The following is a 26,686-nucleotide window of genomic DNA, read 5'->3' as shown; positions in this document are numbered from 1 at the left end:
ACGTCCCGACAGCCGATCCGATGGGCGGCCGCGGACCATGGGTCAGTTCGTGGCGACCTCGGACTGTTCGCCCTCACCGGTTTCCTGGCGCCACTGCTCGATCAGCGATCGTTTGAACCGGTTGTTCGCCGGAACCGGGAGGTCCTGGGACTCGGCCCACTGGCGCACCTGTTCCCGCTCGGCCGCGGAGAGTCCGGTGCGCGTCGGAGGCCTCCGCTCACCCTCGCGGCGCGAGCCGCCGCGGTCCGGAACCGACGCCGGCGCGGACGCCTCGACCCGACCGGCGTCGACATACGGTCGCAGTGCGGTGAGGAGTTTGCGGTACTCCGCACCTGCGAGGTCGATCTCGATCCGCATCTGGTCGATATGAATCTCGTGCGACTCGACGTCGTCCTCGACGCCGCTCACATCGCAGTAGCGGATCTGCCGGATTCCCATACGGTGCCTCCCTCGATCACATGGAGCTGAAACCGCGCACTGAGCCCGGCGCGATTCAGCCGCTCTTCGTGCTGGTCCCGGTCGCTCGAGCGCTCTCGGCCGCTGCCCGCGCAGCGCTCTTGCGCAATGCTGCGACGGTCTGACCGGCCAGCGCCTTCGACGCCACGGAGTCACCGATCTGGCGAGGAGTCATGTGACCGCGACCGGACGGAGCCAGATAGGTCTGCCCCTCGGCCCCGGTGCGGTACTCCAGAGACGAGGCGACCCGATGGAACCGCGTGCGCTGACCGCGACGACGGGCCCCTCCCACTTCTCCACCCGCACCGCCAGCGTGCAGCACGTGCAGGTCAACCGCCGCAGCAGCAGACCGTCGTCGTCGACACCGGTGAAGTGGATACCGGCCTCGCGGATGGTCGGGAACAGATGACGTCCCCGTTCACGGCACGCCAGCACCTCGTCGGAGACCCGGTCGACGTACAGGTCGACATCGGCGTCCGACGCCCGGACGTAACCGGCCTCGGCCTGCTGCTCACCCTGAATCGATGTCGGCATGGTGGACACGTCGTCCTCAGCCACCGCGAGACCTCCTACATACGTCGATGGAGTAGCAGTCGCCGACGATATCTCTGGCATCACGGCGACCGCGCGACACCACCGCTGTGATCTGTCCAGCAACAGACGATTCGACCGGTGGCACGAGGTCGATTGTCCCGCCTGGTTCGGCGCCACGACCGGAGCCACCCGAATCACCTAGCCGCCACACCGTGTCATCGGGACTGTCCAGGAGTTCAAGTGGCTCCTGAGGGGGTCGCCGTAGTTCTCGCCGAAAATCGGGCGGATATAGCTGAGTAGCCTCTTGAGCTGCGGATGGTGGTTGCGCGGGAGACCGCAGTCGGCGACGGCCCGAAGTGCAAGGTAACGGCCGAGCCGGTCGGATCAGACCACCTTCGCGCGAGCGCGGGAGAGCGCTCGGTAGACCGTGGAGCGGGTGACGGAGAAGAGCTCCTCGAGCTCGCTGATGGTGTGCTCGCCGGCGGCGTGGAGTGAGACGAGGTGCGCTTCCTGCCGCGGCGAGAGCTTGGGCTGCTTGCCGCGCAGCCGGCCCTTGGCTTTGGCGACCTTCATACCCTCTCGTGTCCTCATCCTGACGAGATCGGCCTCGAACTCGGCGATCATGGCGAGTGCGTTGAACAGCAGTCGGCCGATTGGGTCGGTGGGGTCGTGCACCGAGCCGCCGATGCAGAGCTTGATCTCGCCGGCAGTGAGCTCGTCGGCGATCGCACGGGCGTCGGGCACCGAGCGGGCGAGGCGATCAAGCTTCGTGACCACGAGGGTGTCGCCGGCGCGGCATGCGGCAAGGGCTTCGCGTAGCCCGGGCCGGGCGCGGTTCGTGCCGGTGAGGCCGTGGTCGACGTAGATCCGCTCGGTCGCGACGCCGAGCGCGGTGAGGGCGTCGCGTTGAGCGGTGAGGTCCTGGGCGTCGGTGGAGCAGCGGGCGTAGCCGATCAGCAGTCCGGTCACCGGGGCAGTCTGCCGGTTATGGCCCCCTCACCGGAACTATTCACCGAACCAGGCTTACGGGACACCTCGTACTGGGCCGATGCTTCGGCGCTGGCCGGGGCGGGGGTGTCCCGGTAGGGGTTCGGCCTACGAGACGATGTCGCGCTCCTCGCGCCGCGACGCCGCATCTGCGTCGTCGACCAGATAGAAGATCGTGAGGTCTCGACCGAGCAACCGACAGCGCATGGCCGGTCGACGCCACGTGTGGCGTGGTCAGCCCGGTGTGTCGGCCAACGGTTGAACCAGTCGGTATTTGCCGCCGGTAGCGGGTTGGGGGACCTGCTCGGCGCGTCGGACGATGACCTGGGCGAGGCCGTGGGCGGCGAGCAGGTCGGTGAGTTCGCGGTGCACGTGGGCCCAGGCCTGCTGCGGGGTGGCGCCGGGTGCGGGCTGGATTCGCACCGACAGCTCGGCCGGGGAGATCTGCAGGATCTGAAACAGCGCCACGGAGGGCAGCCGGTCCAGGCGGGTCGAGAGGGTCAGCGGGGTGAGCGTCACGGTGGTGCCGTGGGTGGTGGGGAGGGTGAGCAGGTCCGCGGTGCGGCCCTGCACCCTGATCGCGGGCAGCGGGCTGCCGCAGTCGCAGGGGTCGGGGCGGGCCAGGACGCTGTCGCCGAGGTCGTAGCGCAGGATCGGCTGGACCCGGTTGGCCAGGTTGGTCACCAGCACGGTGTGGGACTGCCGGCCGGGCGGGGTGGGCCGGTGGTCGGCGTCGACGGGTTCGACGATGGCCCAGTCGGCGTTGACGTGCAGCCAACCGTGCCGGCAGCTGTAGGACAGGAACGGGCACTCGGTCGCGGCGTAGGAGTTGCCCACCGCGGCGCCGAACGCGGCGGCGATCCGCGCGATCTCCCGGTCGGGCAGGCCTTCGGCGGCCAGCGCGACCAGGGCGGGACGGATGCGCAGCCGCCCGGCCTGCTGCTCGGCGGCCAGCAGGGCCGCGGTGGTGGCGTAGGGGGCGAGCACGGCGGGCCCGAACGCGTTGAGCTGGGCCACCAGCTCCGGCAGCGGGGTGTGCACCGACAGCGCCCGGACCCGGCGCCAGCCGCGTCTGCTGCGGCGCAGCCGGGCGGCCGCGGCGGTGGAGGCGAAGTGCCCGCCGGTGGCGGTGACCATCGCCAACCGTCCCCGTCCGGCGATCAGCCGGGGCAGCGCGCTCGCGGTGAGCCAGCTGCCGAGCATGCGTGCGCTCAGCGCGGTGGCCACCGCGAGCGCCCGCTCGTCGAGCAGGAACATCCCCCGGGTTCCGGTCGTGCCCGACGTGGTCGCCACCGTGTAGCCGGCGCCGGAGCCCGCGCGGGCGCCGGGTGGGGCGCCGGGGAACGGCCGACCGATCAGGGCGGGATCGGCCACGAACGCCTGCATCCGCTCCGCGGTCACGTGCGGGTCGGCGACCCAGTCGTCGAACCGGGCCATCAACGCCGCCTTCCCGGTGACCGGTAGCAAGCGCGGGTCTTCCACCCGGTCGGGCAGGCCTTGGTAGAGCTCGCCGTAGACGCGGGCGTGAGCGCGGGCGAAGTCCACCAGCTCGGCCAGCCGGGCGCGTTGCCGGGCGGCGATCGCCGCGGGGCCGTGTCGGTAGGTGCGGCGGGCGTCGAGCAGCAGCCGCAGCACCCGGTCCTCGCCAGCAGCCACGCCCGACGTCCCACATGCCGTCACGTTGTCGTCTCCGCACCGGTCGAGGTTCCACCGCCCGCGGCGCTCATCACAGCGCCGTGCCGCTGGCGGGGCGCTCGGCCACCCCGAGCAGGTAGTGCCCGCGGACCCGGGTGCGCCACCGCGCGCCCACCTGCAACCCCTGTCGTTCCAGCTCGGCGACGAACTCGCTCGCGGTGAACCGGTCCTCGGTGGGGTGGTCGAACAGCCACCGGTAGCCGCGGGTGGCCAGCGCGGCGGCGGTGACCTCGTCGAAGTAGAACCACCCGCCCGGCTTGAGCACCCGCACGATCTCGGCGACCGCGGCCCGCCAGTCCGGGACGTGATGCACGATCGCGAAGTCGAACACCGCGTCGTAGCTGCCGTCCTCGGCGTCCAGGGCGGCGCGCAGGTCGGTCATGTCACCGGTGGCCAGCCGCACCCGGCCCCCATAACCGGACAGCCGGCGCTTCGCCCGGGTGACCATGGCCGGGTCCAGGTCGATCGCGTCCACCCGGGCCGTGGCGAACCGGCGCAGGATCAGCTCGGTGCCGTACCCCGCCCCGCACCCCACCTCGAGCACCCGCGCCTCCGCAGGCAGCGCCCCGCCCAACCGCAGCAGCGTCGGGATCTCGTAGAACCGCTGCAACGCCCGCCGCGGTGGACTGTTCACCAGCGCCGTCTCCACCCGGTTCATCAACACGACCCGACCTCCAAGCTATCCAACCCGACCGGTGTCATCGCTGTAAAGCGATGAATAGCAGAGGTGCGAGCCGCTGTCCAGCGGGTATCGGCCGGCACGGTGCGACCCGGGAGTCGGTGCCGATCACTCGTTCCGTGCGTTATCATCGCTGCATGACGATGCCAGATGCGGTGGCGGTGTCCCCGCGCCAGGAGTTGATGCCGGCCGCGGCGTTGTTCCACAGCCTGTCCGACCCGACCCGGCTCGCGATCGTGCAGCATCTCGCCGGGGGCGAGGCGCGGGTGGTGGATCTGACCGAGCGGCTCGGGTCGGCGCAGTCGACGGTGTCGGCGCACCTGGCGTGCCTGCGCGACTGCGGCCTGGTGACGGGCCGGCCGCAGGGTCGGCAGATGTTCTACTCGCTGACCCGCCCGGAACTGCTCGACCTGCTCGCCGCCGCGCAGACGCTGCTGGAGGCGACCGGGTCGGCGGTGGCGCTGTGCCCGAACTTCGGCACCGACTCCGGTACCGGCGGCGCGGGCGCTTCGGTCGGAGAGGGTGTGGGGGTGCGCGGTGAGTGACGCGTGCGGGTGCGGCGACGACGAGCCCCGGGTCGATGCCGAGACCGGTGAGGTCGTGGCGGAGCGGGAGCCGGAGCGGTTGTGGGAGGTCTCGGAACTGCGCGCCGCGGCGGTGGCCGGGGTGCTGCTCGGCGCGTCGCTGATCGTCGGCTGGTCCGGCGGGCCGGCGCCCGTCGAGCTCGCCCTGCAGGTGGCCGCGCTGGTGGTGGGGGCGTGGACGTTCGTGCCGTCCACGCTGCGCCGCCTGGCCAAGGGCCGGATCGGGGTCGGCACCCTGATGACCATCGCCGCGGTCGGCGCGGTCGCGCTCGGCGAGGTCGGCGAGGCCGCGATGCTGGCGTTCCTGTTCTCCATCAGCGAGGGCCTGGAGGAGTACTCGATCGCCCGGACCCGCCGCGGCCTGCGCGCGCTGCTGTCGCTGGTCCCCGAACAGGCCACGGTGCTACGCGGCGGCCAAGAGGTCGTGATCGCCCCCGGCGAGCTGCGGGTCGGGGACACCATGCTGGTGCGCCCCGGGGAGCGCATCGCCACCGACGGGACCGTCCGGACCGGGCGGACCGCGCTGGACGTCTCGGCCATCACCGGGGAGTCGGTGCCGGTCGAGGCCGGCCCCGGCGACGAGGTGTACGCCGGGTCGATCAACGGCACCGGCGCCCTGGAGGTGCAGGTCACCAGCACCGCCGCCGACAACTCCCTGGCCCGGATCGTGGCGATCGTGGAGGCCGAGCAATCCCGCAAGGGCGCCGCGCAACGCCTCGCCGACCGGATCGCGCGCCCGCTGGTACCCGGGGTGATGATCGCCGCCGCACTGATCGCCGTAGTGGGCAGCGTGTTCGGCGACCCGCTGGTGTGGATCGAACGCGCCCTGGTCGTGCTGGTCGCCGCGTCACCGTGCGCGCTGGCCATTTCGATCCCGGTGACCGTGGTCGCCGCGGTCGGCGCGGCCAGCAAGATGGGGGTGCTGGTCAAGGGCGGTGCCGCACTGGAGGCCCTCGGTGCCGTTCGCCAGGTCGCGCTGGACAAGACCGGCACCCTGACCCGCAACCGGCCCACCGTGGTCGAGGTCGCCACTACCGGTGGCGCCACTCGCGAGGAGGTTCTCGCGCTGGCCGCCGCGCTGGAGGCGCGCAGCGAGCACCCCCTGGCCCGCGCGATCCTGGCCGCGGTCGACGACGTCACCCCGGCCGCGGAGGTCGAGGCGGTGCCCGGCGCCGGGCTCACCGGTCACCTGGACGGGCGTGCGCTGCGACTGGGCCGGCCCGGCTGGATCGAGGCCGGACATCTGGCCGAGCCGGTGCGCAGCATGCAGGAGGCCGGGGCGACCGCGGTGCTCATCGAAGCCGACGGGCAGCTGCTCGGCGCGGTCGCCGTGCGCGACGAGCTGCGTCCCGAGGCCGCCGAGGTGGTCGCCCAGCTGCGCCGCGACGGCTACCGGGTGGCCATGCTCACCGGGGACAACCACGCCACCGCCGCCGCGCTCGCCGCCCAGGCCGGGATCACCGAGGTGCACGCCGAGCTGCGGCCCGAGGGCAAGGCGGACCTGGTCCGCACGCTGCGCGCCGAACGGCCCACCGCGATGGTCGGCGACGGCGTCAACGACGCCCCCGCCCTGGCCACCGCCGACCTGGGCATCGCCATGGGCGCGATGGGCACCGATGTGGCCATCGAGACCGCCGACGTCGCGCTGATGGGAGAGGACCTGCGCCACCTGCCCCAGGCGCTGGACCACGCTCGCCGCGCTCGGGCGATCATGCTGCAGAACGTCGGGCTGTCCCTGGCCATCATCATCGGGCTGATGCCCCTGGCCCTGTTCGGCGTCCTGGGCCTGGCCGCGGTCGTCGCGGTGCACGAGCTCGCCGAGATCCTGGTCATCGCCAACGGCGTGCGTGGCGGACGCACCCGCGGCCTGTCTCCCACCGCCGCCACCGTGCTCCCGCCGTCGGCGCCGACGCGCCCGCAGCCGCTCGACGCCGCCCATCGCGCCTGATACCGGTGGCCAGCGGACGGGTTCACGAGGTTGAGGGGTAGGTGCGCGACGTGGTGAGGGACCAGACGCTGCAGTTGATCCGTCGGGGGTACCGCTGGGCCGGCGGGCTGCGGCCCGACCCCCCCCGGCGGCCCCGTGGGCGGTAGCGACTCGGCTGCTGGGCCGCCGCGCGGTATTGATCGGCGGCCCGGCCGGGGTGCGTCGCTTCTACGATCCGCGGCTGCGTCGCCGCGGGTCGCTGCCCGCCCCGGTGCAGCTGGTGCTGTTCGGCCGGGACACCGTGCACGGCCTCGACGACGCCGAGCACCACCACCGCAAGGCGCTGTACCTGCAGGTGCTCACCGCCGACGCGGTGGCCGACCTCGGTCGGCGCGCCGAGCAGGAGTGGCAGGCGGTCACCCGGCGCTGGGCGAGCGGTGCGCCGGTGCGGCTGTTCGACGAGGCCGTGCAAGTCCTGGGCGCGGCCGTGCTGCCGTGGGCCGGGATCCCGGTGGCCTCCGCGGAGCTGCCCCGCCGGGCGCGGCAGCTCGCCGATATCGTCGACGGGTTCGGCACGCCGGGCCGGCCTTTCGCCCGGGCCGCGCTCGCCCGCGCGCAGCTGGGCCGGTGGGCGGCCGGGCTGGTCCGCCAGGCCCGCCTCGGGCAGATCCACCCGGCGCCCGGCACCGCGCTGCACGCGGTCGCGACCGCGCGCGACCTGCGCGGGCGGCCGTTGCCCGCCCGCGTCGCCGGGGTCGCCCTGCTCAACTTCGTGCGCCCGACCGTGGCCGCGGCCTGGTTCGTGGCCTTCGCCGGCCTGGCCCTGCACGAGCACCCCGAATGGCGCCACCGCCTCGCCGACCCAGGCTCCGAACCCGATCTCGGCGCCGCCGAGCGCGTTGTCGTCGCGTTCGCCCAGGAGGTGCGCCGGTGCTACCCGTTCGTGCCGGTGCTGGCCGCCGTGGCCCGCGAGGATCAGGACGTCCTGGGTGTCGCGGTCCCGCGCGGCGGGCTGGTGGGTGCTCGACGTGCACGGCACCGATCACGACCCGGCGCACTGGCCCGACCCCGACCGCTTCCTGACCGGCCCGGTCGACCCGGAGACCCTGGTACCGCAGGGCGGTGGCGACGTGGCCACCGGGCACCGCTGCCCCGGCGAGGACGTCGTGCTCACCATGATCGCCGTCGCCGCCCGCACGCTCGCCCGGCTGGACTACACGCTGCCGCCCAGGACCTCGACATCGACCTGTCCCGGGTCCCGACCCGCCCCCGCAGCGGCGTGCTCCTCATCCCCACCAACCGCTGACGCGGCGGCACTCCGGGTCGGGAGCGGGCGGGGGAGGGCCACGGCGCGGTGGCGGTCACTGCTGCCGCAGAGCCGCCTGGACGGCCACGGCGACTTGGTCCGGGCCGCGGAACACCAGCGGGTCGGTAATCCGTACGACGGAGCCGTCTGGGCGCAGGACCCAGTTGCTGGGCAGCACCGGCGGCGCGGTCAGCGCGGGCGGTGGTGGCGGCGGATCCGGCACCGGACGCTGTCGAGCGGGCCGCCACCCCGGGGCTCGGGCATCACAGCGGCAGGGTGTAGCCGCCGATGGGGCCGCGCATCCAGGCGATGAACGCCCCCCACGCCCCGGTGACCAGCAGCCCACCCAACAGCAGCAGCATTACCCCGCCGATGATCTGCAGGGCGCGGATGTGGCGGCGCATCCAGCCGGTGGTCCGCACCGCCCACCTCGTGCCCAGCGCGATCAGCACGAACGGCACCCCGAGCCCGGCGCAGTAGGCCAGCACCAGCACCAGACCGCGCAGCGTGGTGGGGCCGACCTGGGTGCCGGTGGCCAGGGCGATCACCCCGGTCAGTGTGGGGCCCAGGCACGGGGTCCAGCCCAGGCCGTAGACGGCGCCCAGCACCGGCGCGCCCGCCAGCCCGGCCCGCGGGAGACGGTGGATCCGCACGTCGCGCTGCAGGGCGGGGACGAAACCCAGGAACACCATTCCCATCGCGATGGTCACCACCCCGCCGATGCGCTGCAACAGCAGCTCGTTGCCGATCAGCCAGTCCGACAGGCCCAGCACCAGCAGCACCCCGCCGGCGAACACGACGGTGAACCCGGCCACGAACAGCATCGCCGCCCCGGCCACCCGCCACCGGCCCGCGGTGCGGGTCGCCGTTGCGCCCGCGACATCGGGGCCGGGTTCGTCGACGCCGACCAGCCCGGCCAGGTAGGCGACGTAGCCCGGTACCAGGGGCAGCGCGCACGGCGAGGCGAACGACAGCACCCCCGCGGCCAGCGCCAGGGCGACCGCCACCAGCAGCGGCCCCGAGATCGCCAGCTCGGTGATGCTCATCCCGTGCCCTCCGCCGGTGCGCCCGCTCCCGGGGTACTCCCCGACGGGGTGCTCGACGCTGCACCGGCGACCGGCGCGTCGGCGGGTTCGGCGGCGATCCGCTGCACCACCGGCAGCAGCTCACTGACCCGCACCGCGGTCAGGAACACCGCCGCGACCCGGTGCTGGCGATCCAGCACGATCGTCGACGGCACGGTGTTGCGCGGGAACCCCCCCAGCGCGGTCAGCGACCGAGCCGGGTTGTCGAAGATCGACGGGTAGGTGATGCCGCGGTCGCTCATGAAGTCCCGCGCAGCGTCGGCGTCATCGCGGATGTCGATCCCGAGCAGGGTCACCCCGCTGGGCTGCATCTGCTCATGGATCTGCTGCAGCCCGGGCATGTCCTCCCGGCACAGACCGCACCAGGCACCCCAGATGTTGAGCACCACCACCTGACCGGGGAAATCCTCCACGCCGACCGTGGCGCCCGGCTCGAGCAGGCTCTCCCCGGACAGGCCCGCCACCGCGCCGCGCTGGGCGGGCGCGTCGTAGAAGATGCGGGTCTGGCCTCCCGGCGCAACGAAGGTGAACTCCCGCGCCTGGCTCGGTTCATCCCCGGTCGGGGAGCCGTAGGAGCACCCGACCAGCAGCACCGCGCCGGACGCCACGGCCAGCGACCTCAGCCCGGCCGCACCCCACCGTGATCGCCGCGGTGTCGGCGGCCGGTTCGCGCGCGCGGACGCCAGGGCCGCGCTCACCAGTCGCCGTCCGCTCACGAGACGCCGCGCGACGGGGGGCGGCCCTGGTCTGCCGGTTCCTGCTCCGCGGCGTGCCCTGTGCCGGTGGAGCTCTCGGTGCGCCACGACGCCCACAGCAGGGCGAGCAGCCCGAGGGTGATCGCGGTGTCGGCCAGGTTGAACGTCGGGAACCAGCCCAGCCACAGGAAGTCGGTCACGGCGCCGTCCCCGGCCCGGTCCACGATGTTGGCCACCGCACCGCCCAGCACCAGGCCCGCCGGCACCGGCGGGCGCAACCAGCCGGCGACGATCGCCACCAGCACGCCACCAGTAACCACCCCGGCCAGCCCGAGCACCGCCCAGGTCGGCAGCCCGTCGCCCAGGCTGAACGCCACCCCGGTGTTGTAGCTGAGCTGCAGACGCCCGATCCCGAGATCCACCGGTGCGCCGGGCAGCCGAGTGTCGGCCAACCACTTGGTCACCACATCGACCAACACCGCGACCACCGCCGCGACACCCGCCACGGCGACCGAGCGCCATCTCGGCCGGACTCCTATCGCGACTCCGTCCCGTCGCTCAGCTTCGCGCCCGACAGGACTCCCATCGGAACCAGCGGGAATCGTCATGCGGCGATGATAGACAGCGGTGCCGATGACAGCGTCGGGGCGGGCGTCGACAGGAGGGATGAGGCGCTATCGCTACAGGCTGCGGCCATCGCGGCGCGGGCCGGCACGGATCACTGCGACGCGCGTCGCTGGCACCCACAGCGCTGGCACCTCCAGCGGGGGGCGCCTACAGGCCGAAGGCGCCGCCCTCGACCAGGATCACGATGCCCAGACCGATCAGGACGATCGGGAACAGCACCCGCTCCCAGCGCTCCAGCACCTCGGCGATCGGCTTGCGCGTGGCGACGAAGCGCGCCGCGGCCACCAGCACGGCCACCAGGGCGAGGAACACGATCGAGTAGGCGATGATGCCTGCGGTACCGACGGCGGCGAAGACCGGCACGTACACGCCGACATTGTCCCCGCCGTTGGCGAAGGTGACCGCAGCGATGGTGGGCACGCTCAGGGCCCGACCGCTCACCTCGCCCTCGTCGTCGTCGTCATCGTCGCGCCAGGCACGCCAGGTCCGCCACGCCGCGAGCAGCCCGAGGACCAGCGGAATGAGCCCGAAATACGGAATGACCTCCTCGGGCAAGAAGCTGCGCGCGCCCAGAGCAACGAGCACCGCCGCGGCCAGGATGGCGCCGAAACCGAGGTACTGACCGCCGAGGATCCTCGCTGTGGTCCCCCGAACGCCGGCGCCCCGGGCGTAGAACAGCGACAGCACGATGACGTCGTCGATGTTGGTGACCATGAACAGGCCGATGGCCTGCAAAGTCCAGGTCAGGGGTTCCATGGCAGCTGCCTTCTGAATGATCACCGGCATCGTTCGGCCGGCAAGAGTCGACCGCCGGGGAGCAGGCGGTATGGCGGTATGGCGCTTCGGGGCACGCCGTTCGGTCAGTTCTCCGGCACGTGACGCAGCGCGGACATACCCGCGCAACCCCGAAACAGCATGACGAGCTGCGAACACCGGTTGACCATAGCCCACAGCATCGTCATACAACGATGCTAGCATTGAGGAATGCTGTCATAGTTGGCTACCGATGAAAATATCGGGGCCGTGCTCTGCCGGCGACGGCCGGCACAGGCACCTCGCCCTGCGGCGTGAACACCGCGGCACCAGGGTCTCATTGACGATCACTGAATGACCTACCCGCTGCGACGCTGAGCGCCTCCGCTGCGTCCCGCATGCGGATCGGCTTACGGCACACTTTCGGACTCGCTGCTCGGCTGGCTGCGGCCGGCTTGTGATCGATCAGAACAGGGTGTCGCGCACGCGCAGCGGCCGGTACCCGGTGGGCCCGAGCTGGGCCAGCTCGCCATCAATGTCGACGTCGATCGTGCCGAAGAAGTTGATGTTCTCGCTGTGTGCCGGCGAGATGTGCGCGAGCACCTCATCGTCGATGCGCCGGCCCGCCGCGCGCATCGACTCCACCGCCAGGCCGTAGTACTCGGTCGTCCACGCGACGACGGCGTTGGTGACCAGGGTCAGACACCACGCTTGTTCGGTCTGGGCCTGCAGCTGCCGGGCCCGCACGGTGCCCTCGTGGGCGTAGAGCAGGTCACGCTTGAGCGCGTGCAACGACTCGCCCTTGTTGAGCTGGCGGGAGATCCTGCGCCGGTAGGTCGGGTCGGACAGGTAGCGGGCGGCGTAGATCGTGCGCCGCAGCGCCCCGTACTCCTTGAGCGCGGCGGCGAGTGCGTTCTGCCGCGACGACGCCGAGAGCTTCCCGACGATCAGCGATGCGGTGGCGTGCCCGAACTTCAACGACCCGGCCAGGCGTAGCAGGTCGTCCCAGTGCTCGGCGATCAGCTCGACGTTCACCCGCCGGGTGAGCAGCGGCCCGACGTGGGGGTAGTCGGTCTCGGCGCGGGCCTTCGCCGCGACCCGGTGCAGGGTGATCTTGCCCAGGTCCCGGATCCGAGGCGAGAGCTGCAGCCCGAGGAGGTCGAACAGGGCGAAGTTGACCAGGGTGACGCCGTGGGTGTCGGTGGCGTGCTCGGTGATGGGGACGTCGGTGGCGTTGCCGAGGATCTCGTCGAGCACGTAGTGGGCCTCGCGCTTGGTCGCGACGATGATCTTCGTGCCGTAGGTGGTGTGCTGGTCGGTGACGTGGGTGTAGGTCGAGAGGACCTGCCCGCCGTGGATGGTCATCTCCCGCCCGGTCGTGGTCTTGCCCCGCACCGGGAACCGTTGCCCGTCCGAGGAGGACAAGGTGCCGGTGCCGAACACCTCGGCCAGCGGCATCCGCTGGTGGTGGCCGATGATCGCCAGGTTGGCCGCGCGCAGCGTCTCCTCGCGCACGTACCACTCCGATGTCCAAGCGAGGATGTCGTAGGAGATCCCGCACGCATCCGCCATCCGGGTCAGCCCGAGGTTGGTGGAGTGGCTCAGCAGCACCGCGATCAGGTTCCGCTTCAACTCGCGCGTGCGGGCCTGCTTGCCCCCGGCGTGGGTGAAGCAGTCCAGCAACCCGATCCGCCCGTCGAGCTCGATCAGCAGCGACACGATCGGGGCGAACGGCAGCATGTCGGTGAGCTCGGCCTTGAGCGCGACTGCCTCGGCGGGGATGTCCTCGGCGGTCAGCGGGGAGATCACCAGCTCGCCGGCGTCGTCGAGGCGGACCGGGCCGTCACCGGCGGACAGGACCTGCTCGAGCTCGCCGAGCGCACCGGCCAGCTCGTCGGTGACCGCGGCCAGCGCGACCGCCGGGTCGGCGGACTTGTCGACGAGCTGGCAGAACGACGCCCGCTGCGTCGCCCACGCCTCGGTGGTGAGCAGGTAGGCGGCCGGGTCGGCGTAGCGCCGCGAGCCCGGCACCCACACATCACCGGTGCGGAGCCCGTCGCGGAGCCCCAGCAAGGTGCACAGCTCCCAGAAGTGCCGGTAGGCGCTGGTGTTCCCCGACGCGTGGGCCGCGTCGAGGTAGCCGCGCCAGCGGGTCGGCACGAATCCTGTCGGGGCGCCGACCGGGACCCGGCGGGCGCCGGAGGTGTTGAGGGCGCGCAGAACCTCCACCGCCGCGAGCAGCTCGGCCGCCGCGGTGCCGCCGGCGAACCCCACCGCGGCCAGGACCTGCGGGGTGAACTGCCGCAGATACCCATACGAGGACACCTCCAGCGCGCCCAGATGGCCGTGATCGCGCGGGAGCCGCGGCACGGCCTGCGCCATCGCCGCCCGGATCCGCGCCCACCCGATCCGTTCGCCCCGGATCACGCCGCCGATGTCCTCGTCGGCGATCGTGGGGTCGGCGATGACGGCCAGCAGCTCGTCGAGCAGCGCCTGGCGGTCTTCACCGGCCTTGCCCCGTTCAGCCAGCGCGTCGCGCATCGTGCGCTCGGCCTTGCCCTCGCGCGCCGACACCGCCTGGTCGAACAGGCTCACGACCTCGTCGAGCACGTCGGTTGCGGACTGGGCCAGCAGCGTCAGCAGGATCGGGTAGCGGCGCTGCGGCTCCCGCCGCTCGAGGGCTTGCGCGGTCAGCCGGCGCCCGACCGTGGCCAGGAAGCGGCACCGCTCGGCCGGCAACATCGACAGATCCAGGGCTTCGGCGCCCAGCCCGCGCAGGAACTCCAGCTTCGTGACCTCAGCCTTGATCCCGGCCGGGGAGGCCTCGACCGGGGCGGTGCTCAGCCATCGCAGCCGGGTCATCCCGACCGCGGGATCGACCACCAGCAGCCCGTCGAGCCCGGCACAGCGCTGCTCCGTGAACTCGTGCGCGAGCCGGTCGTAGGTCTCTCGCTGGGCCTCTGCGCGGGCGTGCGCGACCCGCTCCAGCACCGTCACCGGGCCCGGCCGGATCACCTGTACCGAGATCAAGTACTCACACGCCAACCGGAACAACAACGTCGGCGAGTCGTGCTCCATCGCCCGCGCCAACAGGAACTCGTCGAACTCCTTGAACTCCAGCGACGTCGGCACCCGCCAGCCGAGGTACTGCGCTACCAGTCGTAGATGCTCAGTGCGGGTCTTCGCCCGCCGGCCGTAGTGCCGCAGCACGCCCGGATCGACGGTGAGCTGGTCAGCCAGCCGGGCGACCGCCACTGGAGGCGCGGCGGCGACGTCGTCGGGCACGAACCCCAGCCACGGCAACGTGCACAACGCCACCGACAAGCCCAACCGGTCCGCCGGTCCGCGGCCCCGGCCCGGGTCGACGAACGCGACATCCGCCGGCGCCAGCGTGAAGAACCGGAACAACTCCTCCCGGCCGATCTCCGGGAACCCCCGCAGCCGCTCCAGCTCCTCGTCGGAGAACACCTGCGTCGCCAACCGCGAACCTCCCCCGCGCAACCACCATCCGCAGCTCAGGAGGCTACTCAGCTATATCCGCCCGATCTTCGGCGACTACTACGGTGACCCCGACCCCGGGGTGGGGGAAGCACCCCCGACGAGCACCACCACCCGTGTCATGGGAAGCCGGGGAGGGTGGTGCTGGCCGCGGGCGCGCCCCGGATCGCAGTGCGCGGATCGACCGAGCCCGGGCCGAGGGGCCGGCTGATCGGCGCTCAGGTCCCGGCCGCGGTGTCCGGAGCCCAGTAGTCGAGCATGGCCGCGAATGTGTCGAAAGCTGGTGCGCTGGCACCGTACGGGGCTTCAAGATGCAGGCTGACGGGGAAACCGAGTTCGAGCACTCCGTCGACGACCCGTTTGTAGAGCTCGAGCAGCATCGTGTGCTTCTCGGCAGGCTCCCCGTCAGCGAGCTTGGTCACGAAGGCCTGCTCCTCAGCAACCAGCGGGTTACCGGGGTCCTGGATCAACCAGTTGATCAGGTTGACCCGGTTCTCGACCTGAGGCACGAAGCCGAAGGACAACAGCAACTCCGGCCGGTACGGGCTCTGCGCGGCGAAGTCGCGGAGGAACTCGACGATCCGGTCTGAGTACAGCAGCTGCGTCAGGCCGAAGGTCGCGCCTTGGTTGCACTTGAAGTTCAACCGACCGACCTCGCCGTCGCGGGTGGGGATGACGACGACGCCGCGCTCGGGCACCAGATCTGTGTAGGTAGCCAGCGCGTCGCTGGGGGCTACTCCTGATCCCTCGCCGTCGTTCATCGTCCGTGGGACGCCCACGAAGACGATGCCCTCGATGCCGGCGCCACGCAGCGCACTCAGCCGCTGGGTCAGCTGTGGCTCGGCCATGAACGAGGTCACCTGGGTGCACAGGCCACGGACGTTCGGAAGCTCGGGCGAGATCGTCGACCAGAAGTCGAGGACATCCATCTTCGGCTTCATCGCCACCGGACGGTCGTCGTCCTCCTCGATCATGCCGGGGATCAGAATGTGCCCAATACGATCCTGGATGCCACACGCTGTCGAGTGCTCCAGCACCTTGCCTGCCTCCTCGACGGCGCGCTGCCGACCGAGGTCGACGTTCGGCGCCACCAGCTCGAACGCAATGGTCTCAAGGGCCACGGGGTCGCTCCTTCTGAACCGTCACACCCTCGGGCAGGTGTCCGGTTTAGACGTTCGGTCGCTATCGACCGTAGTCGGCGTGCAGTGCTCGATGGCCCGGTGTATCAGGGGCAACAACGGCGCCGGACGGTGTTCAGCGCTCCGGGTCGCCCGGATCGACGGACGCGGCCGGCGGTGGCGGGTCAGCACCGGTCAGGTCTGGATCACCGATCGGGCACGACGGGTCGCAGGCCGTGTCGGTGCAGGTCACGGCGTGGTAGAGACGCGGGGGTCGGCTCACGCCGTGAGCATCGCACGGTCCCCCGACAGATCGTCTGTTACGCGGCCCCGGGTTCGCCCCGCGCGGAAATGGGCCGAGCGCAGCGCCGAGAACGCACGCGGCGAGTCGCCCGTCGCACGGGTGCTGAGCGGGCAGGGGTGCGCTCAGGACTGGGCCGTCGGGCGTGTGGTGGGCAGGAGTGCGTCGACGTCGGCACGGCGATGTTGGTAGTCGGCCAGGGCGTCCTCGAGGCCGGCGGCCGAGGTGTCGTCGTCGGCGGTGAGCAGGCATTGCAGGACGGCCCCGCTGGTGGCTTCGACGTCGAGGGCGTCGGCCAATGCGGGGTGTGCGGTCTGACGGATCGCGGTGGTGATGCCCTGCAGCCGGGCCTGGGCGTCGGCGAGCGGGGCGGGGTGTTCGGCGGCGAGCGCGGCCCGGTGGATGGCCTGGGTGGCGCGGTGGGCGTGGGCGAGTTGCAGCGCTCGGGCCTGCTGCTGGGTGGCCGCGGCACGGTCGGTCTGGGCCGGGGTGGTAGTCGCCATGGTGCTACTCCTGCGGCTGCTCGGGCGGTTTCTGGGTTGTGTCGGTGCCCTCCGGTGACCGCCCGCCGCTACGGCTGGCGCGCCGGCGCCGTGTCGCGGCTGGAGCGGCCTCGCCTCGGGCCGGCTCAGGCGGCCCGGTGGCGAGTTGGGTGCGGAGTTCGGTGATCTGCTGGTCGTAGCGGGCGGCCTGGTCGTTGAGGCGCTGCTGGGCGTGGGCGCGTTCGGTGGCGATGTCGTGGGCGAGCTGGCGGGTCAGGGCCTCGTTCTGGGCCTCGGCGACGGCCTGGGCGGTGCGGGCCTCGCCGGCCTCGCGGGCGGCCTGCTCGGCGCGTTCGCGGGCCTGGTCACGTTCGGCACGCAGCTCCTCGCGGGCCGCGGTGGCGGTGTCGCGGTCGTGTTCGGCGGTCGCGGCCCGGCGCTGCTGGCTCTCGGCCTGGTCGCGGGCGGCGGCGAGCTCGGTGCGGGCCTGGTCGCGTTCGGCGGTGATCTGCTCGTGTGCGGCGCGGAGCTGTTCGAGCTCGGTGCGGGTCTGCTCGAGGTCCTCGGCCAGCCGGGCCCGGGCGGTCTCGGCATCGTCGCGGGTGTGCTCGGCCTCGGCCAGCCGGGTGCGGGTCGCCTCGAGCTGCTGCTGGAGCTGATCGCGGTCGGCGAGCACCTGGTCGCGCTGTTGGCGGGCCTGGTCGCGCTCGGCTCGAGCCTGCTCGGCCTCGGCGGCGGCGTCGTCGGCCTCGGCCAGCGCGGTCTCGGCGGCGGCTTCGGCCTCGGCTTGGGCGGTGGTCGCGGCCCTGGTCGCGGTCTCGGCGACCCGGGCGCGGGTGGCGGCGTCGTCGCGGGCGGCTTCGGCGGCGTCGATGCGGGTGCGGGCGTCGCGGTGCGCGGCGGTGATTTCGGCGGCGGCGGCGTCGGGGTCGGTGGCGGTGGCCAGCTGCTGGTCCAGGCGGGCGGCGAAGTCGGCGGCCCAGGTCTGGTGGGCGGCGAGCTGGTCGCGCAGCTCGCCGCCGAGGGCCTCGATCGAGGCGCGGGCGTAGGACACCGGTCGGACCGGGGCCGGCTCGTGGTCGGGGCCCGAGCCGGGGGCGGGCAGGGTCAGCTTGCCCTCGCGCACCCGCAGGGCGGTGTAGCGGGTGTGCGGGACCCCGTCCACGGTCTGGCCGCAGTATTTGGGCTTGCGCCCGCCGGTGCCGGCGTACTGCTCGATGACGTGCGGGCAGCCGCCCGGGATCCCGGGCATCTGGCAGGCGATCCGTTCCAGCCCGGCGCCCGCGACACCGCCGCCGTCCGCACCGCTGCCGTGGTCGCGCGTCTGCTCGCCCTCGCTCATGCCGAGCATGCTACCGCATTCGTTTCGTTGCGTCAATAACGTTTGGTTCCGTTATTGCGCAACGCTACGTAAGGAGTACAGGATAATGCCCCTTATCCCGTCATCAGTACTGATGACAGGTCGCACGTACTGATGAGGGGTCATCTGCTATGCTGCCGCCATGAGTATTACGCGCCCGGCTCCGCTCTCGCCCGGTGCCGCAGTGACCGTCCGGTGGTTGGCGGCCGCGGACCGTGACGGTGTGCGCGGCGAACTTCTCGGGTTCGGCGAGGCACCGTCCCCGCACGTGCTGATCCTCATTCCTGGGGGTGAGGAGGTGGCCGTGTTCACCGGGCCCGGCGTTGAGATCTATGCGTCCGCCCTGACGTCGGGAGGCCCGCGGTGACCGGTGAGCGCGCCCGGCCCCCGTCTGCCCATCTGCGCCTGGTCCCCGCGGCTGAGGACGGAGCAGACGCCACCGGCCGGCCGCGCCCGTCGACTGAACCCGGCCGTCCGAGCGCCCCGGGGGGCTCGGCCGCGGTGACGCTGAGTGCGGGCCGAAGCGTCCATGGGCGCCTCGGTATCACCGAGGACGAGGTGCTGATCCGCCAACGCCGCGGTGCGCTCCCCGACCCGATCACGGCGGCCGATCTGGCCGAGCACGGCGGCTCGGACCTCGGGGTCCGGAGATGACCACCTGACCTGTTCTTGTTCTTCACCTCGAACCGCTGCCCGACGACAGGACCGTGATGCTCGACCCCGAATCCGCGGCCTCCGCCCAGGCCTCCCCGCCAGGCCCGGTGACCACGACGACGGCGATGACCCGGCTGGGCTGCAACCGCGATCAGGTGGTGCGCCTGGTCGCGACCGGGCTACTGCCCGAGCTCGGCCGCCGCGGCCGTACCCGGCTGCTCGACCCCGCCGCGCTCGCCGCGCTCGCCCGCCGCCCCGTACTCCCCGACGCCGCCGACCAGCCCGCGGCGGCGACCTACGCCCTGGCCCTGCACCTGGGCCCGCGCACGGCCGAGGAGCGCCCGGACCTCTACTACCGCGACACCCACGGCTACTACGCCGACCAGAACACCCCGGACAACGCCTGGACCGGGTGGTGGAACACCGGCGAGCAGCTCGCCCGCGCGTGCGTCGCGCGCACCCTGCCGTTGCTGCCGGCGGTCAGCGGGGTCGTCGTCGACGTCCGCGTGATCATCGGATTCGACGTGCACCCGCTCTATCCCGGCCTGATCCGGTTCGACCTCGCCGCAGCCTCGGAATCGGTTCGGGCGCGGTTTACCGGCACCCGGTTCCGCCCGGGCGCCGGAACACCCTGGCAGCGGCTCCGTCAACCGGTGGCTGGCCGCGAGCTCGGGGCCGGCGACACCCCGGCCGGCGCCACCGCGCCCGTGCCGGCGACCGGGGACCGGTGGTCGTGGTGACAGACCAACCGGCACGCTTGCCCAACCCGGCAGGGCCGTCGGACCCCCTTCCGGCCGGTCTGGCCGGGGACCCGCGGGAGGATCCGGCCTGGCGGCTGGCCACGGCGTTCGTGCTCTCCCGGCGCTCGGCCCACACCCGCCGCGCCTACGCCCGCGACATCCGCGACTTCTACACCTGGTGCCACCAGGCCGGGCTGGACCCGCTGCGGCTGCGACGGGTACACATCGACGCCTACGCCCACGAGCTCGCCCAACCCCAACCCCGCACCGGCCGCCCGGCCGCCGAGTCGACGATCGCGCGCAAGCTCTCCACCCTGGCCGGGCTGTATGCCTACGGCGTCGGCGAGGAGCTGCTCGACCGCTCTCCCCTCACCGGAGTACAGCGCCCGCGGGGCGGGCAGGACTCGGTATCCACCGGGCTGACCCGCGACGAGGTCGCGGCGCTCCTGTCCGCCGCGGCTGCCGACGGAGCACGAGCCCACGCCCTGATCAGCCTGCTGGTCCACAACGGGCTGCGCATCGACGAGGCACTGTCCCGCGACGTCGAACACCTGCAGACCGAACGCGGCCACCAGGTGCTGCGGCTGCGCCGCAAGGGCGGCCGCACCGCGACCGCGCCGCTGGCCCCACCGGTACTCCACGCCCTGACCGTCTACCTGGCCGGGCGCACCAGCGGCCCGCTGTTCAGCACCCGCACCGGGCGCCGGGTCGACGAACCCGCCGCCTGGCGGCTCATCCGCCGCCTCGCCCGCCGCGCCGGGCTGCCGCAGGCCGACCGGATCAACCCACACAGCCTGCGCCACACCTTCGTCACGGCCGCCCTCGATGCCGGGGTGGCGCTGCGCGATGTCCAAGATGGAGCGGGGCATTCGGATCCGCGCACAACTCGGAAATATGATAACCCTCGGGAATTGCATCAGACGAGCGAGAAGGGCCCAGGTCGCCTGATCGGCCCGGGTCCGGAGTGGCCCGCGGCGCGGGTAGGGGTGGCGGCTTGACCAGCCGACTTGCCGGGCGAGCCCGTCTGTTGCATGATTCGCCCACTGTCCGGCGGCGTGAGGGGCGAGGGTGCGGCGGGGTGATCTGGCGGGTGCGGCCCATCTCGAGCTGGTCGACGGGGTAGTCGCATTACGCCCGCAGGACGCGATGCTCGAGGCAATGCTGACCGGCTGGCGCGCGCAGCAGAGCTCGCGTGGGCTGCGCGAGGTCACGATGGCCCGGCGCGAGCAGTTGGTGCGCCGGTTCGTGGCCTTCACCAACGAGTACCCGTGGGACTGGAGCCCCGCGCACGTGGATGAGTGGTCCCAGTCGCTGGTGGGGGAGCGGCACTTGGCGCTGGCCTCGATCCGCGGCTATCAGGGGTCTCTGCGGTCGTTCAGCGACTACATCACCGATGGCCGTTACGGGTGGGCGGTGGCGTGTGAGAAGCAGTTCGGTCCGGGCCGGCATCCGGTGCCGATCTGCCACGAGTGGAACACGATCGCGCACCTGGACGACTACGAGGGCAGCCCGGAGGCCCGCCCGTTCACCCGCGAGGAGCTGCAGCGGTTCCTCGACTACGCCGATGACCAGGTCGGCCGTGCGGTGACAGCGAAGCGCAAGGGCGCGCTGGCTGCCTACCGGGACGCGACCCTGTTCAAGGTGATCTACGGGTGGGGGCTGCGGCGTACCGAGACCGCGCAGCTGGACCTGGCCGACTGGGGCCGCAACCCGGCCGCAGCGGAGTTCGGGCGGTTCGGGATGCTGCATGTGCGCTACGGCAAGGCGGTGCGGGGTCAGCCGCCGCGGCGGCGCAATGTGCCCTCGATCATGGGGTGGGCGGTCGAGGCGGTGGCCGACTACGTGGACAACATCCGGCCCCGGTTCGGCGGCGCCGAGCGCCCCGGGTTGTGGGTCACCGAGCGCGGCGGGCGGCTCAAACCGGTTGAGATCAACGCCCGGTTCGCGGCCTACCGCGACGCCCTGGGCCTGCCGCGGGAACTGTCGCCGCACTCGCTGCGGCACTCCTATGTCACGCACTTGACCGAGGACGGGGTGGATCGCCGGTTCATCCAGGAGGCGGTCGGGCACCGGTGTGACACCTCGACCGCGATCTACACCCACGTCAGCTCCGACTTCATGAACACCGCCCTGCGCCAGGCCCTGGCCCCGGCCCTCGGCGATCGGGGCCCGGAGCGGGAGGAGCGGCGGTGACCCGCGAGCTGGACTACCGGTGGCACCTGCGCCAGGTGATGGCGGCCCGCGGCCTGTTCGCCACCACCGACCTGATCGGCCCGCTGGCCGAGCGCGGGATCCGGTTGTCGTCGAGCCAGGTCTACCGGCTGGTGGTGGAACGCCCCGAGCGGTTGAGCCTGAAGGTGCTGGTCGCGCTGCTCGACATCCTGGACTGCTCGATGTCCGAGCTGATCGAACCAGTGGCCGCGGCCCGACCGGCCGAGCAGCCGAAGGCCGCCGGCGGCGGCAAGGCTGGGGTCGGTGACCTGCGCCCGACACGGGCCCGCATCGCCCGGGCCGAGGAGTGAGTGGTGAGTCTTCCAGCGCCCGAGGTCCTCGCCGACCCGCTCGGGATGGTCGTGGACCTGGTCGCTGCCCGGGAGCCGGCGCTGGGCCGGGCGGTGATCACCGACGTGGTCGGCGCCGTGGCCGGGGGCCGGGCCAAACAGCGCCGGCTCGCCCGGGCGCTGGCCGACCGGCCCGAAGTGCTGGTCGAGGGCCGTTCCCCGGCCCCGCAGGTGGTCGGTGACCTGCTGCTGGCCCTGCGCACGGCCGGCGCGCGGACCATCGCCGCGCCGGTTTGCGCCGAGTGCGGCAAGGCGCTGCAGGCGCTGACTCGCCGCGGCGAGAACTGGGTGTGCGCGGGGTGCGGGCGCCTGCCGAAACGGCAGTGCGCGGGCTGTGGACGCGAGCAGCAGATCAACAGCCTGGACCGGCACCGACGGCCGCGCTGCAAGCAGTGCCCGGATCGCGACGGGCGCGACCCGCTGGCCGTGCTCACCGAGGTGGTCGCCACTCTGGAGCCGTCGCTGAGCCCGGAGACCCTCACCGCCACGGCCGGCCGGGTGTGTGGCACTCCCGCCGGGCTGCGGCGGCTGGCCTGGACTATCGAGGACACGCCCGGGCTGCTGACCGGCGACGGGGCGCAGGCGCCCGTCCCGAGCGTGCTGCGGTTGATCGACGCGCTCTGCACCGCGGGCGCACAGACGATCACCCGTCCGGCCTGCCCGCGCTGCGAGCGGGTCATCAGCCTGCACCGCCGGATCGGCGGGCAGTGGCTGTGCCGCAACTGCGTGGCCACGTCCCGCGCCCAACCCTGCTCGCGGTGCGGCGCGGTCCGCGAGCCCGGCGCCCGTGATGAGCATGCTGCGCCGTTGTGCGCCAACTGCGTGGCCGCGGAACCGGCCAACCACGAGGCCTGCATCAGCTGCCACCGCCAGCGTCGGGTCGCCGTCCGCACGCCCGAAGGCCCGTTCTGCGATACGTGCCGACCCTGGACGAGCGCGACCTGCACACTCTGCGGACGGCACGGACCGTGCGCGATCTCGACGACCACTGGTCAGCCGTGGTGTCGAGCCTGCAAGAAGCGCTGGGCCCGCTGCACCGGCTGCGGCAAGGACCAGCCCGTTCGGGGCGGGACCATCGACGCCCCACTGTGCTCGAGCTGCACCCGCCCGGACCCCGAGTTCTGGCGCGCCTGCCCGGGATGCGGGCAGCCCGGGCGGATCCAGCTCGGCTACTGCGCCCGCTGCGTCGTCGAGCAGCGGCTGCGGGACCTGCTCGGTGACCACACCGGCACGATCCGCCCCGAGCTGCGCGCCCTCTACCACGCCCTCGCCGGCACCGACCGGCCCGCCACGGTCAAGGACTGGCTGGACGCCAGCGCAGGCCCCGCGCTCCTGCGTGCTCTGGGCCGCGGTCTGGACTCCGGGCAGCCGCTCACCCACACCAGCCTGGATCAGCTCCCGGCCGGAAAGGCGGTCGAGTACCTGCGCGCGGTGCTGGTCAGCACCGGGACGCTGCCCGGCCGCGACGAACAGATTGCCCGCCTCGAGCGCTGGATCACGACCACGATCGCCGAACGAGCCGATCCCGACGAGCAGCACCTGCTGCACCGCTACGCGGTCTGGCACCTGCTGCGCCGCCTACGTCGACGCGTCGGGTCCGGGCACACCTCGCCCGGCCAAGCCGTCACGGTCCGCCGCCACGTCCGGGCCGCCATCGCGTTGCTGACCTGGCTCGCCGAACACGACCTCACCCTGGCCACCGCCGGCCAAGGCGACATCGAGACCTGGCTGGCAAGCGACGACGCCACCCACCGCCGCGAAGCAGGAGGCTTCGTGCGCTGGGCCCGTCGCGAGAAACTCACCAGCCTCGACATGGCCGCGATCCGGTGGCCCGGCCCCACCCGGGTCCTCGACACCGAGGCCCGCTGGGACCACGCCCGCCGCCTGCTCCACGACGACACTCTCACACCCGAGGACCGCGTCGCCGGCCTGCTGATCCTGCTCTACGCCCAGTGGCCCGCCGCGATCAGCCGCCTGACCCTCGAGCACCTCGACATCACCGACCACGACGTGCGGATCCGGCTGGGCCACGAACCCGTCGTGCTACCCGAGCCGCTGGCCGAGCTCGTCCGCCAGCTCGTCGCGACCCGCCGCGGCCACGCCGCCCTCGGCGACCCCGGCACATCACGGTGGCTGTTCCCCGGCGGGCACCCCGGCCGCCCGATCAGCGCCCCCCAGCTGCGCAAGCGACTACGAACCCTCGGACTGCGCCCCGGCCAAGCCCGCTCCACCGCCCTGTTCGGGCTGGCCACCGACCTGCCCGCCGCGTTGCTGGCCCGCATGCTGGGCATCCACATCAACGTCGCGGTCGCCTGGCAACGCGCCTCGGCCGGAGACTGGACAGCCTACGCCGCCCAGGTCAGCCGCCGGGCAGCCACCACCGAGCTGCACCCCCGGACCACGGGCGACAGCGACCACGCATCCGGTGAACAACGCTAATGCCACCCTCACCGGACAGGCCGTTCCCCGGCCCCCCTGACCAGACCGACCCGAGCACGGCACTCGTGGCCAGACCCGGTCCAGCACCACCCTCACCGGACCAGCAGGGCGACGATCGAGTGTTCCAGCTGGTGGCGGCGTTCCTGCTCTCCTGCCGGTCGGCCAACACCCGGCGCGCCTACACCCGCGACATCCGCGACTTCCACACCTGGTGTGCCCAGCACGGGCTCGACCTGCTCGAGGTGCGCCGCGTGCACATCGACGGCTACATCGCCGCCCTCGCCACACCCCAGCCGCGCACCGGGCGCCCGGCCGCGCCCGCAACCGTGGCTCGTAAGCTGTCCGCGCTGGCCGGGCTCTACGACTACGCCGCCGCCGAGGGCTACCTGCCCGGTTCCCCGCTGACCAGGGTGGAGCGCCCGCGCGTCGGCGACGACTCGCAGACCACCGGCCTGGATCGCGACGAGCTGCGCCGCCTGCTCGCCGCCGCGGCCGCCGACGGCACCCGCTCGCACGCACTGATGCTGCTGCTGGCCCACAACGGGCTGCGCATCAACGAGGCACTCTCCCGCGACGTGGAACACCTCGACACCGAACGCGGCCACCAGGTGCTGCGGCTGCGCCGCAAAGGCGGCCGCGGCGCCACCGTGCCCCTGTCGGCGCCGGTGGCCCACGCCATCGCGACCTACCTCGACGGCCGCCCCACCGGCCCGATCTTCATCACCCGCACCGGGCGACGCCTCGACGAGCCCGCCGCGTGGCGACTGATCCGGCGCCTGGCCCGCTACGCCGAACTCCCACAGGCCGACCGGATCAACCCGCACACCCTGCGCCACGCCTTCGTCACCGCGGCACTGGACGCCGGCGTGTCGCTGCGCGACGTGCAAGACGGGGCCGGCCACTCTGACCCACGCACGACCAGAAGATACGACCGAGCCCGCTACAACCTCGACCGGCACGCCACCTACGCCGTCACCGCCTACCTCGCCGACGACACCACCTCGCCGCACTGAGCAGACTGCAGCAGACCGCGGGCGCCTGTGCCCGAGGAGCGTGGCGCCTGACCACCGCATTCGAGCCCGCCGGTGTGCGCTGTCGGGTGACGTCGGCACGCAGCGGGGTCCGCGGCGACCGCGGCAGTACCACGGCGAAGTCCGGGCCCGGTGCCATCGCACCCAGCAGCACGACCCCGGCCAAGGCGAGCAGCTCGGCGATCGTCACTGCGTCACCTTGGCAGACCGCAGCAACGCCCGCGCCTGGAACGGGGCGAGAGCCGCTGGCATGATCACTCGGATGTCTCTCGACGAGGTTCGCATGGCGATCGACCGGATCGACGACGAGATGGTCACGCTGCTGGCCCGTCGTCAGCGCTACGTGCGCGAGGCGGCCAGCTACAAGCGTGACGAGGAAGCCGTCCGCGCGTCCGATCGTCGCCAGGCGCTTATGACCCGGCTACACGAACGTGCGCGAGCGGAACAGCTGGCGCCCGAGGTTGTAGACGCAACCTGGAGCGCCATGATCGACGCGTTCATCCAGCTCGAGCTCAACGAACACCAGCGCGGCTGAGAACCGCTTGGTGCTGCCCCGGCACCAACTGCACGCACGACGATGACGTCCGCCCCGTTGACCGATCCGGTTGCGGGACGTAGAGATCGAGCCATTCAGACAGTTCCAATATCTGACGTCGCCAGTCCGATCCCGGCACAACCTGGATCGCCACCCCAGCTACGCCGTATCCACCTTCTACGCCGCCGGCCAGTCCACCGCGACGACCGGGCGCCGGGACAGCTAACCGCCGGCTGCGAACCTGCCCAGGGCTTCACGCGGCGGGTCCCCCCTGCCGGGGGCGGTTGCCTCGCCCCCTGTGGTCAGCCGTCTTCGTGCTCGTCTGGCTCGAGCGTGATTCCGGCCTGGTCGAGCAGCGCCTGTACGGCGCGTTTGAGCCACCGCACGTCCTCGCGGGTCTCGATCACCGTGGTCACGATCGCGGTGACATCCTCCTCGGTCCGCTGCGCGCGGGATTCAAGTCCGCGCACTCTGGCTTCGAGGTCGGCGAAGGTGGTGGCCACGACGACGATCGTCTCACCCCGGTCCCGGCAGTGGCGACGGCGGGCGGGAGGAGTTGGCCGCAGGCGGTAAACGTGGCGATGCACCTCGGCCAGGGGGTGGTGCTCGGCGTGCTGCGCTTGATCATGGCCCACGCCG

General features: G+C 72.4%; 24 protein-coding genes. 10 read left to right on the top strand and 14 right to left on the bottom strand.

The genetic code is table 11. From position 1 onward, the window contains the following. Positions 1-42: 42 nt before the first annotated feature. The 5 genes from PP1_RS30885 to PP1_RS30865 form a co-directional block, all read right to left on the bottom strand. Entirely contained in the window at positions 43-438 is a 396-nt protein-coding gene (locus PP1_RS30885) for an Lsr2 dimerization domain-containing protein (RefSeq protein WP_010243304.1), read from the bottom strand. Positions 439-627: 189 nt separating this feature from the next. Next, positions 628-990: a hypothetical protein gene (locus PP1_RS30880; RefSeq protein ID WP_139324236.1), complete on the bottom strand. Its 363-nt coding sequence runs from the start codon at positions 988-990 to the stop codon at positions 628-630. A gap of 384 nt (positions 991-1,374) precedes the next feature. Beyond that, on the bottom strand, positions 1,375-1,959 hold the full coding sequence (locus PP1_RS30875) for a recombinase family protein (RefSeq protein WP_010227564.1): 585 nt from the start codon (positions 1,957-1,959) through the stop codon (positions 1,375-1,377). A gap of 252 nt (positions 1,960-2,211) precedes the next feature. After that, complete coding sequence (locus PP1_RS30870) at positions 2,212-3,633, bottom strand: phenylacetate--CoA ligase family protein (protein WP_139324237.1); 1,422 nt, start codon at positions 3,631-3,633, stop codon at positions 2,212-2,214. Between the two features lie 70 nt (positions 3,634-3,703). After that, positions 3,704-4,330 carry a class I SAM-dependent methyltransferase gene (locus PP1_RS30865; protein WP_010227558.1) on the bottom strand — a complete coding sequence of 209 codons (627 nt, stop codon included), beginning with the start codon at positions 4,328-4,330 and terminating at the stop codon, positions 3,704-3,706. A gap of 158 nt (positions 4,331-4,488) precedes the next feature. On the opposite strand from PP1_RS30865, the gene PP1_RS30860 reads away from it, so the two are divergent. From PP1_RS30860 to PP1_RS30850, 3 genes are all read left to right on the top strand, one after another. Further along, the gene (locus PP1_RS30860; protein WP_050802305.1) at positions 4,489-4,896 is read left to right on the top strand and encodes an ArsR/SmtB family transcription factor; all 408 of its coding nucleotides are present in this window, start codon (positions 4,489-4,491) and stop codon (positions 4,894-4,896) included. After that, positions 4,889-6,883: a heavy metal translocating P-type ATPase gene (locus PP1_RS30855; RefSeq protein WP_029239386.1), complete on the top strand. Its 1,995-nt coding sequence runs from the start codon at positions 4,889-4,891 to the stop codon at positions 6,881-6,883. The genes PP1_RS30860 and PP1_RS30855 overlap by 8 nt, the downstream gene beginning before the upstream one ends. 196 nt (positions 6,884-7,079) lie before the next feature. Then, positions 7,080-8,168 carry a cytochrome P450 gene (locus PP1_RS30850; RefSeq protein ID WP_139324238.1) on the top strand — a complete coding sequence of 363 codons (1,089 nt, stop codon included), beginning with the start codon at positions 7,080-7,082 and terminating at the stop codon, positions 8,166-8,168. 263 nt (positions 8,169-8,431) lie between these two features. Here the strand turns inward: PP1_RS30850 and PP1_RS30845 are convergent, their stop codons facing one another. The 8 genes from PP1_RS30845 to PP1_RS30810 all read right to left on the bottom strand — a co-directional run bounded on the left by PP1_RS30845 (position 8,432) and on the right by PP1_RS30810 (position 18,069). After that, complete coding sequence (locus tag PP1_RS30845; RefSeq protein WP_010242121.1) at positions 8,432-9,214, bottom strand: cytochrome c biogenesis CcdA family protein; 783 nt, start codon at positions 9,212-9,214, stop codon at positions 8,432-8,434. Next, complete coding sequence (locus tag PP1_RS30840; protein WP_083697440.1) at positions 9,211-9,876, bottom strand: TlpA family protein disulfide reductase; 666 nt, start codon at positions 9,874-9,876, stop codon at positions 9,211-9,213. Before PP1_RS30840 ends, PP1_RS30845 begins: the two co-directional genes overlap by 4 nt. Before the next feature lie 89 nt (positions 9,877-9,965). Beyond that, positions 9,966-10,427, bottom strand: coding sequence for a signal peptidase II (locus tag PP1_RS30835; RefSeq protein WP_202796465.1), 462 nt, complete (start codon positions 10,425-10,427; stop codon positions 9,966-9,968). Between the two features lie 295 nt (positions 10,428-10,722). Then, positions 10,723-11,355 carry a cadmium resistance transporter gene (locus PP1_RS30830; RefSeq protein ID WP_443217612.1) on the bottom strand — a complete coding sequence of 211 codons (633 nt, stop codon included), beginning with the start codon at positions 11,353-11,355 and terminating at the stop codon, positions 10,723-10,725. 438 nt (positions 11,356-11,793) lie between these two features. Beyond that, positions 11,794-14,796 (bottom strand): Tn3 family transposase, encoded by a 3,003-nt coding sequence (locus tag PP1_RS30825; protein ID WP_212592166.1) that lies wholly within the window; start codon positions 14,794-14,796, stop codon positions 11,794-11,796. Between the two features lie 248 nt (positions 14,797-15,044). After that, the gene (locus PP1_RS30820) at positions 15,045-15,947 is read right to left on the bottom strand and encodes a mycobacterial-type methylenetetrahydrofolate reductase (RefSeq protein WP_010223941.1); all 903 of its coding nucleotides are present in this window, start codon (positions 15,945-15,947) and stop codon (positions 15,045-15,047) included. A gap of 423 nt (positions 15,948-16,370) precedes the next feature. Further along, positions 16,371-16,748 (bottom strand): hypothetical protein, encoded by a 378-nt coding sequence (locus tag PP1_RS30815; RefSeq protein ID WP_010223943.1) that lies wholly within the window; start codon positions 16,746-16,748, stop codon positions 16,371-16,373. Between the two features lie 4 nt (positions 16,749-16,752). Then, a complete protein-coding gene (locus PP1_RS30810; protein WP_170918955.1) occupies positions 16,753-18,069 on the bottom strand; it encodes a hypothetical protein in 1,317 nt (438 codons plus the stop codon). A 728-nt stretch (positions 18,070-18,797) separates the two neighbouring features. Between PP1_RS30810 and PP1_RS30805 the strand changes: the two genes are divergently transcribed. The 7 genes from PP1_RS30805 to PP1_RS30775 all read left to right on the top strand — a co-directional run bounded on the left by PP1_RS30805 (position 18,798) and on the right by PP1_RS30775 (position 26,047). Further along, positions 18,798-19,481 (top strand): hypothetical protein, encoded by a 684-nt coding sequence (locus PP1_RS30805; RefSeq protein WP_075315368.1) that lies wholly within the window; start codon positions 18,798-18,800, stop codon positions 19,479-19,481. A 17-nt stretch (positions 19,482-19,498) separates the two neighbouring features. Continuing rightward, positions 19,499-20,479: a tyrosine-type recombinase/integrase gene (locus PP1_RS30800; protein ID WP_249266140.1), complete on the top strand. Its 981-nt coding sequence runs from the start codon at positions 19,499-19,501 to the stop codon at positions 20,477-20,479. A 70-nt stretch (positions 20,480-20,549) separates the two neighbouring features. Then, complete coding sequence (locus PP1_RS30795) at positions 20,550-21,674, top strand: tyrosine-type recombinase/integrase (protein WP_075315370.1); 1,125 nt, start codon at positions 20,550-20,552, stop codon at positions 21,672-21,674. Next, positions 21,671-22,003, top strand: a complete 333-nt coding sequence (locus PP1_RS30790) for a helix-turn-helix domain-containing protein (RefSeq protein WP_010234780.1) — start codon at positions 21,671-21,673, stop codon at positions 22,001-22,003. The genes PP1_RS30795 and PP1_RS30790 overlap by 4 nt, the downstream gene beginning before the upstream one ends. 3 nt (positions 22,004-22,006) lie before the next feature. Then, on the top strand, positions 22,007-24,481 hold the full coding sequence (locus PP1_RS30785) for a hypothetical protein (RefSeq protein WP_202796421.1): 2,475 nt from the start codon (positions 22,007-22,009) through the stop codon (positions 24,479-24,481). A 119-nt stretch (positions 24,482-24,600) separates the two neighbouring features. Continuing rightward, a complete protein-coding gene (locus tag PP1_RS30780) occupies positions 24,601-25,494 on the top strand; it encodes a tyrosine-type recombinase/integrase (RefSeq protein ID WP_010234786.1) in 894 nt (297 codons plus the stop codon). Between the two features lie 280 nt (positions 25,495-25,774). Then, the gene (locus PP1_RS30775) at positions 25,775-26,047 is read left to right on the top strand and encodes a chorismate mutase (RefSeq protein ID WP_010234789.1); all 273 of its coding nucleotides are present in this window, start codon (positions 25,775-25,777) and stop codon (positions 26,045-26,047) included. 302 nt (positions 26,048-26,349) lie between these two features. Here PP1_RS30775 and PP1_RS30770 read toward each other — a convergent pair whose 3' ends face one another. Further along, positions 26,350-26,550, bottom strand: coding sequence for a hypothetical protein (locus tag PP1_RS30770; protein ID WP_075315372.1), 201 nt, complete (start codon positions 26,548-26,550; stop codon positions 26,350-26,352). Positions 26,551-26,686 lie beyond the last annotated feature (136 nt).

Source organism: Pseudonocardia sp. P1 (assembly GCF_000178675.2).
GTDB lineage: Bacteria > Actinomycetota > Actinomycetes > Mycobacteriales > Pseudonocardiaceae > Pseudonocardia.
The sequence above is the reverse complement of the archived record's forward strand: the minus strand, read 5'-3'. Positions and strand labels throughout refer to the sequence as shown.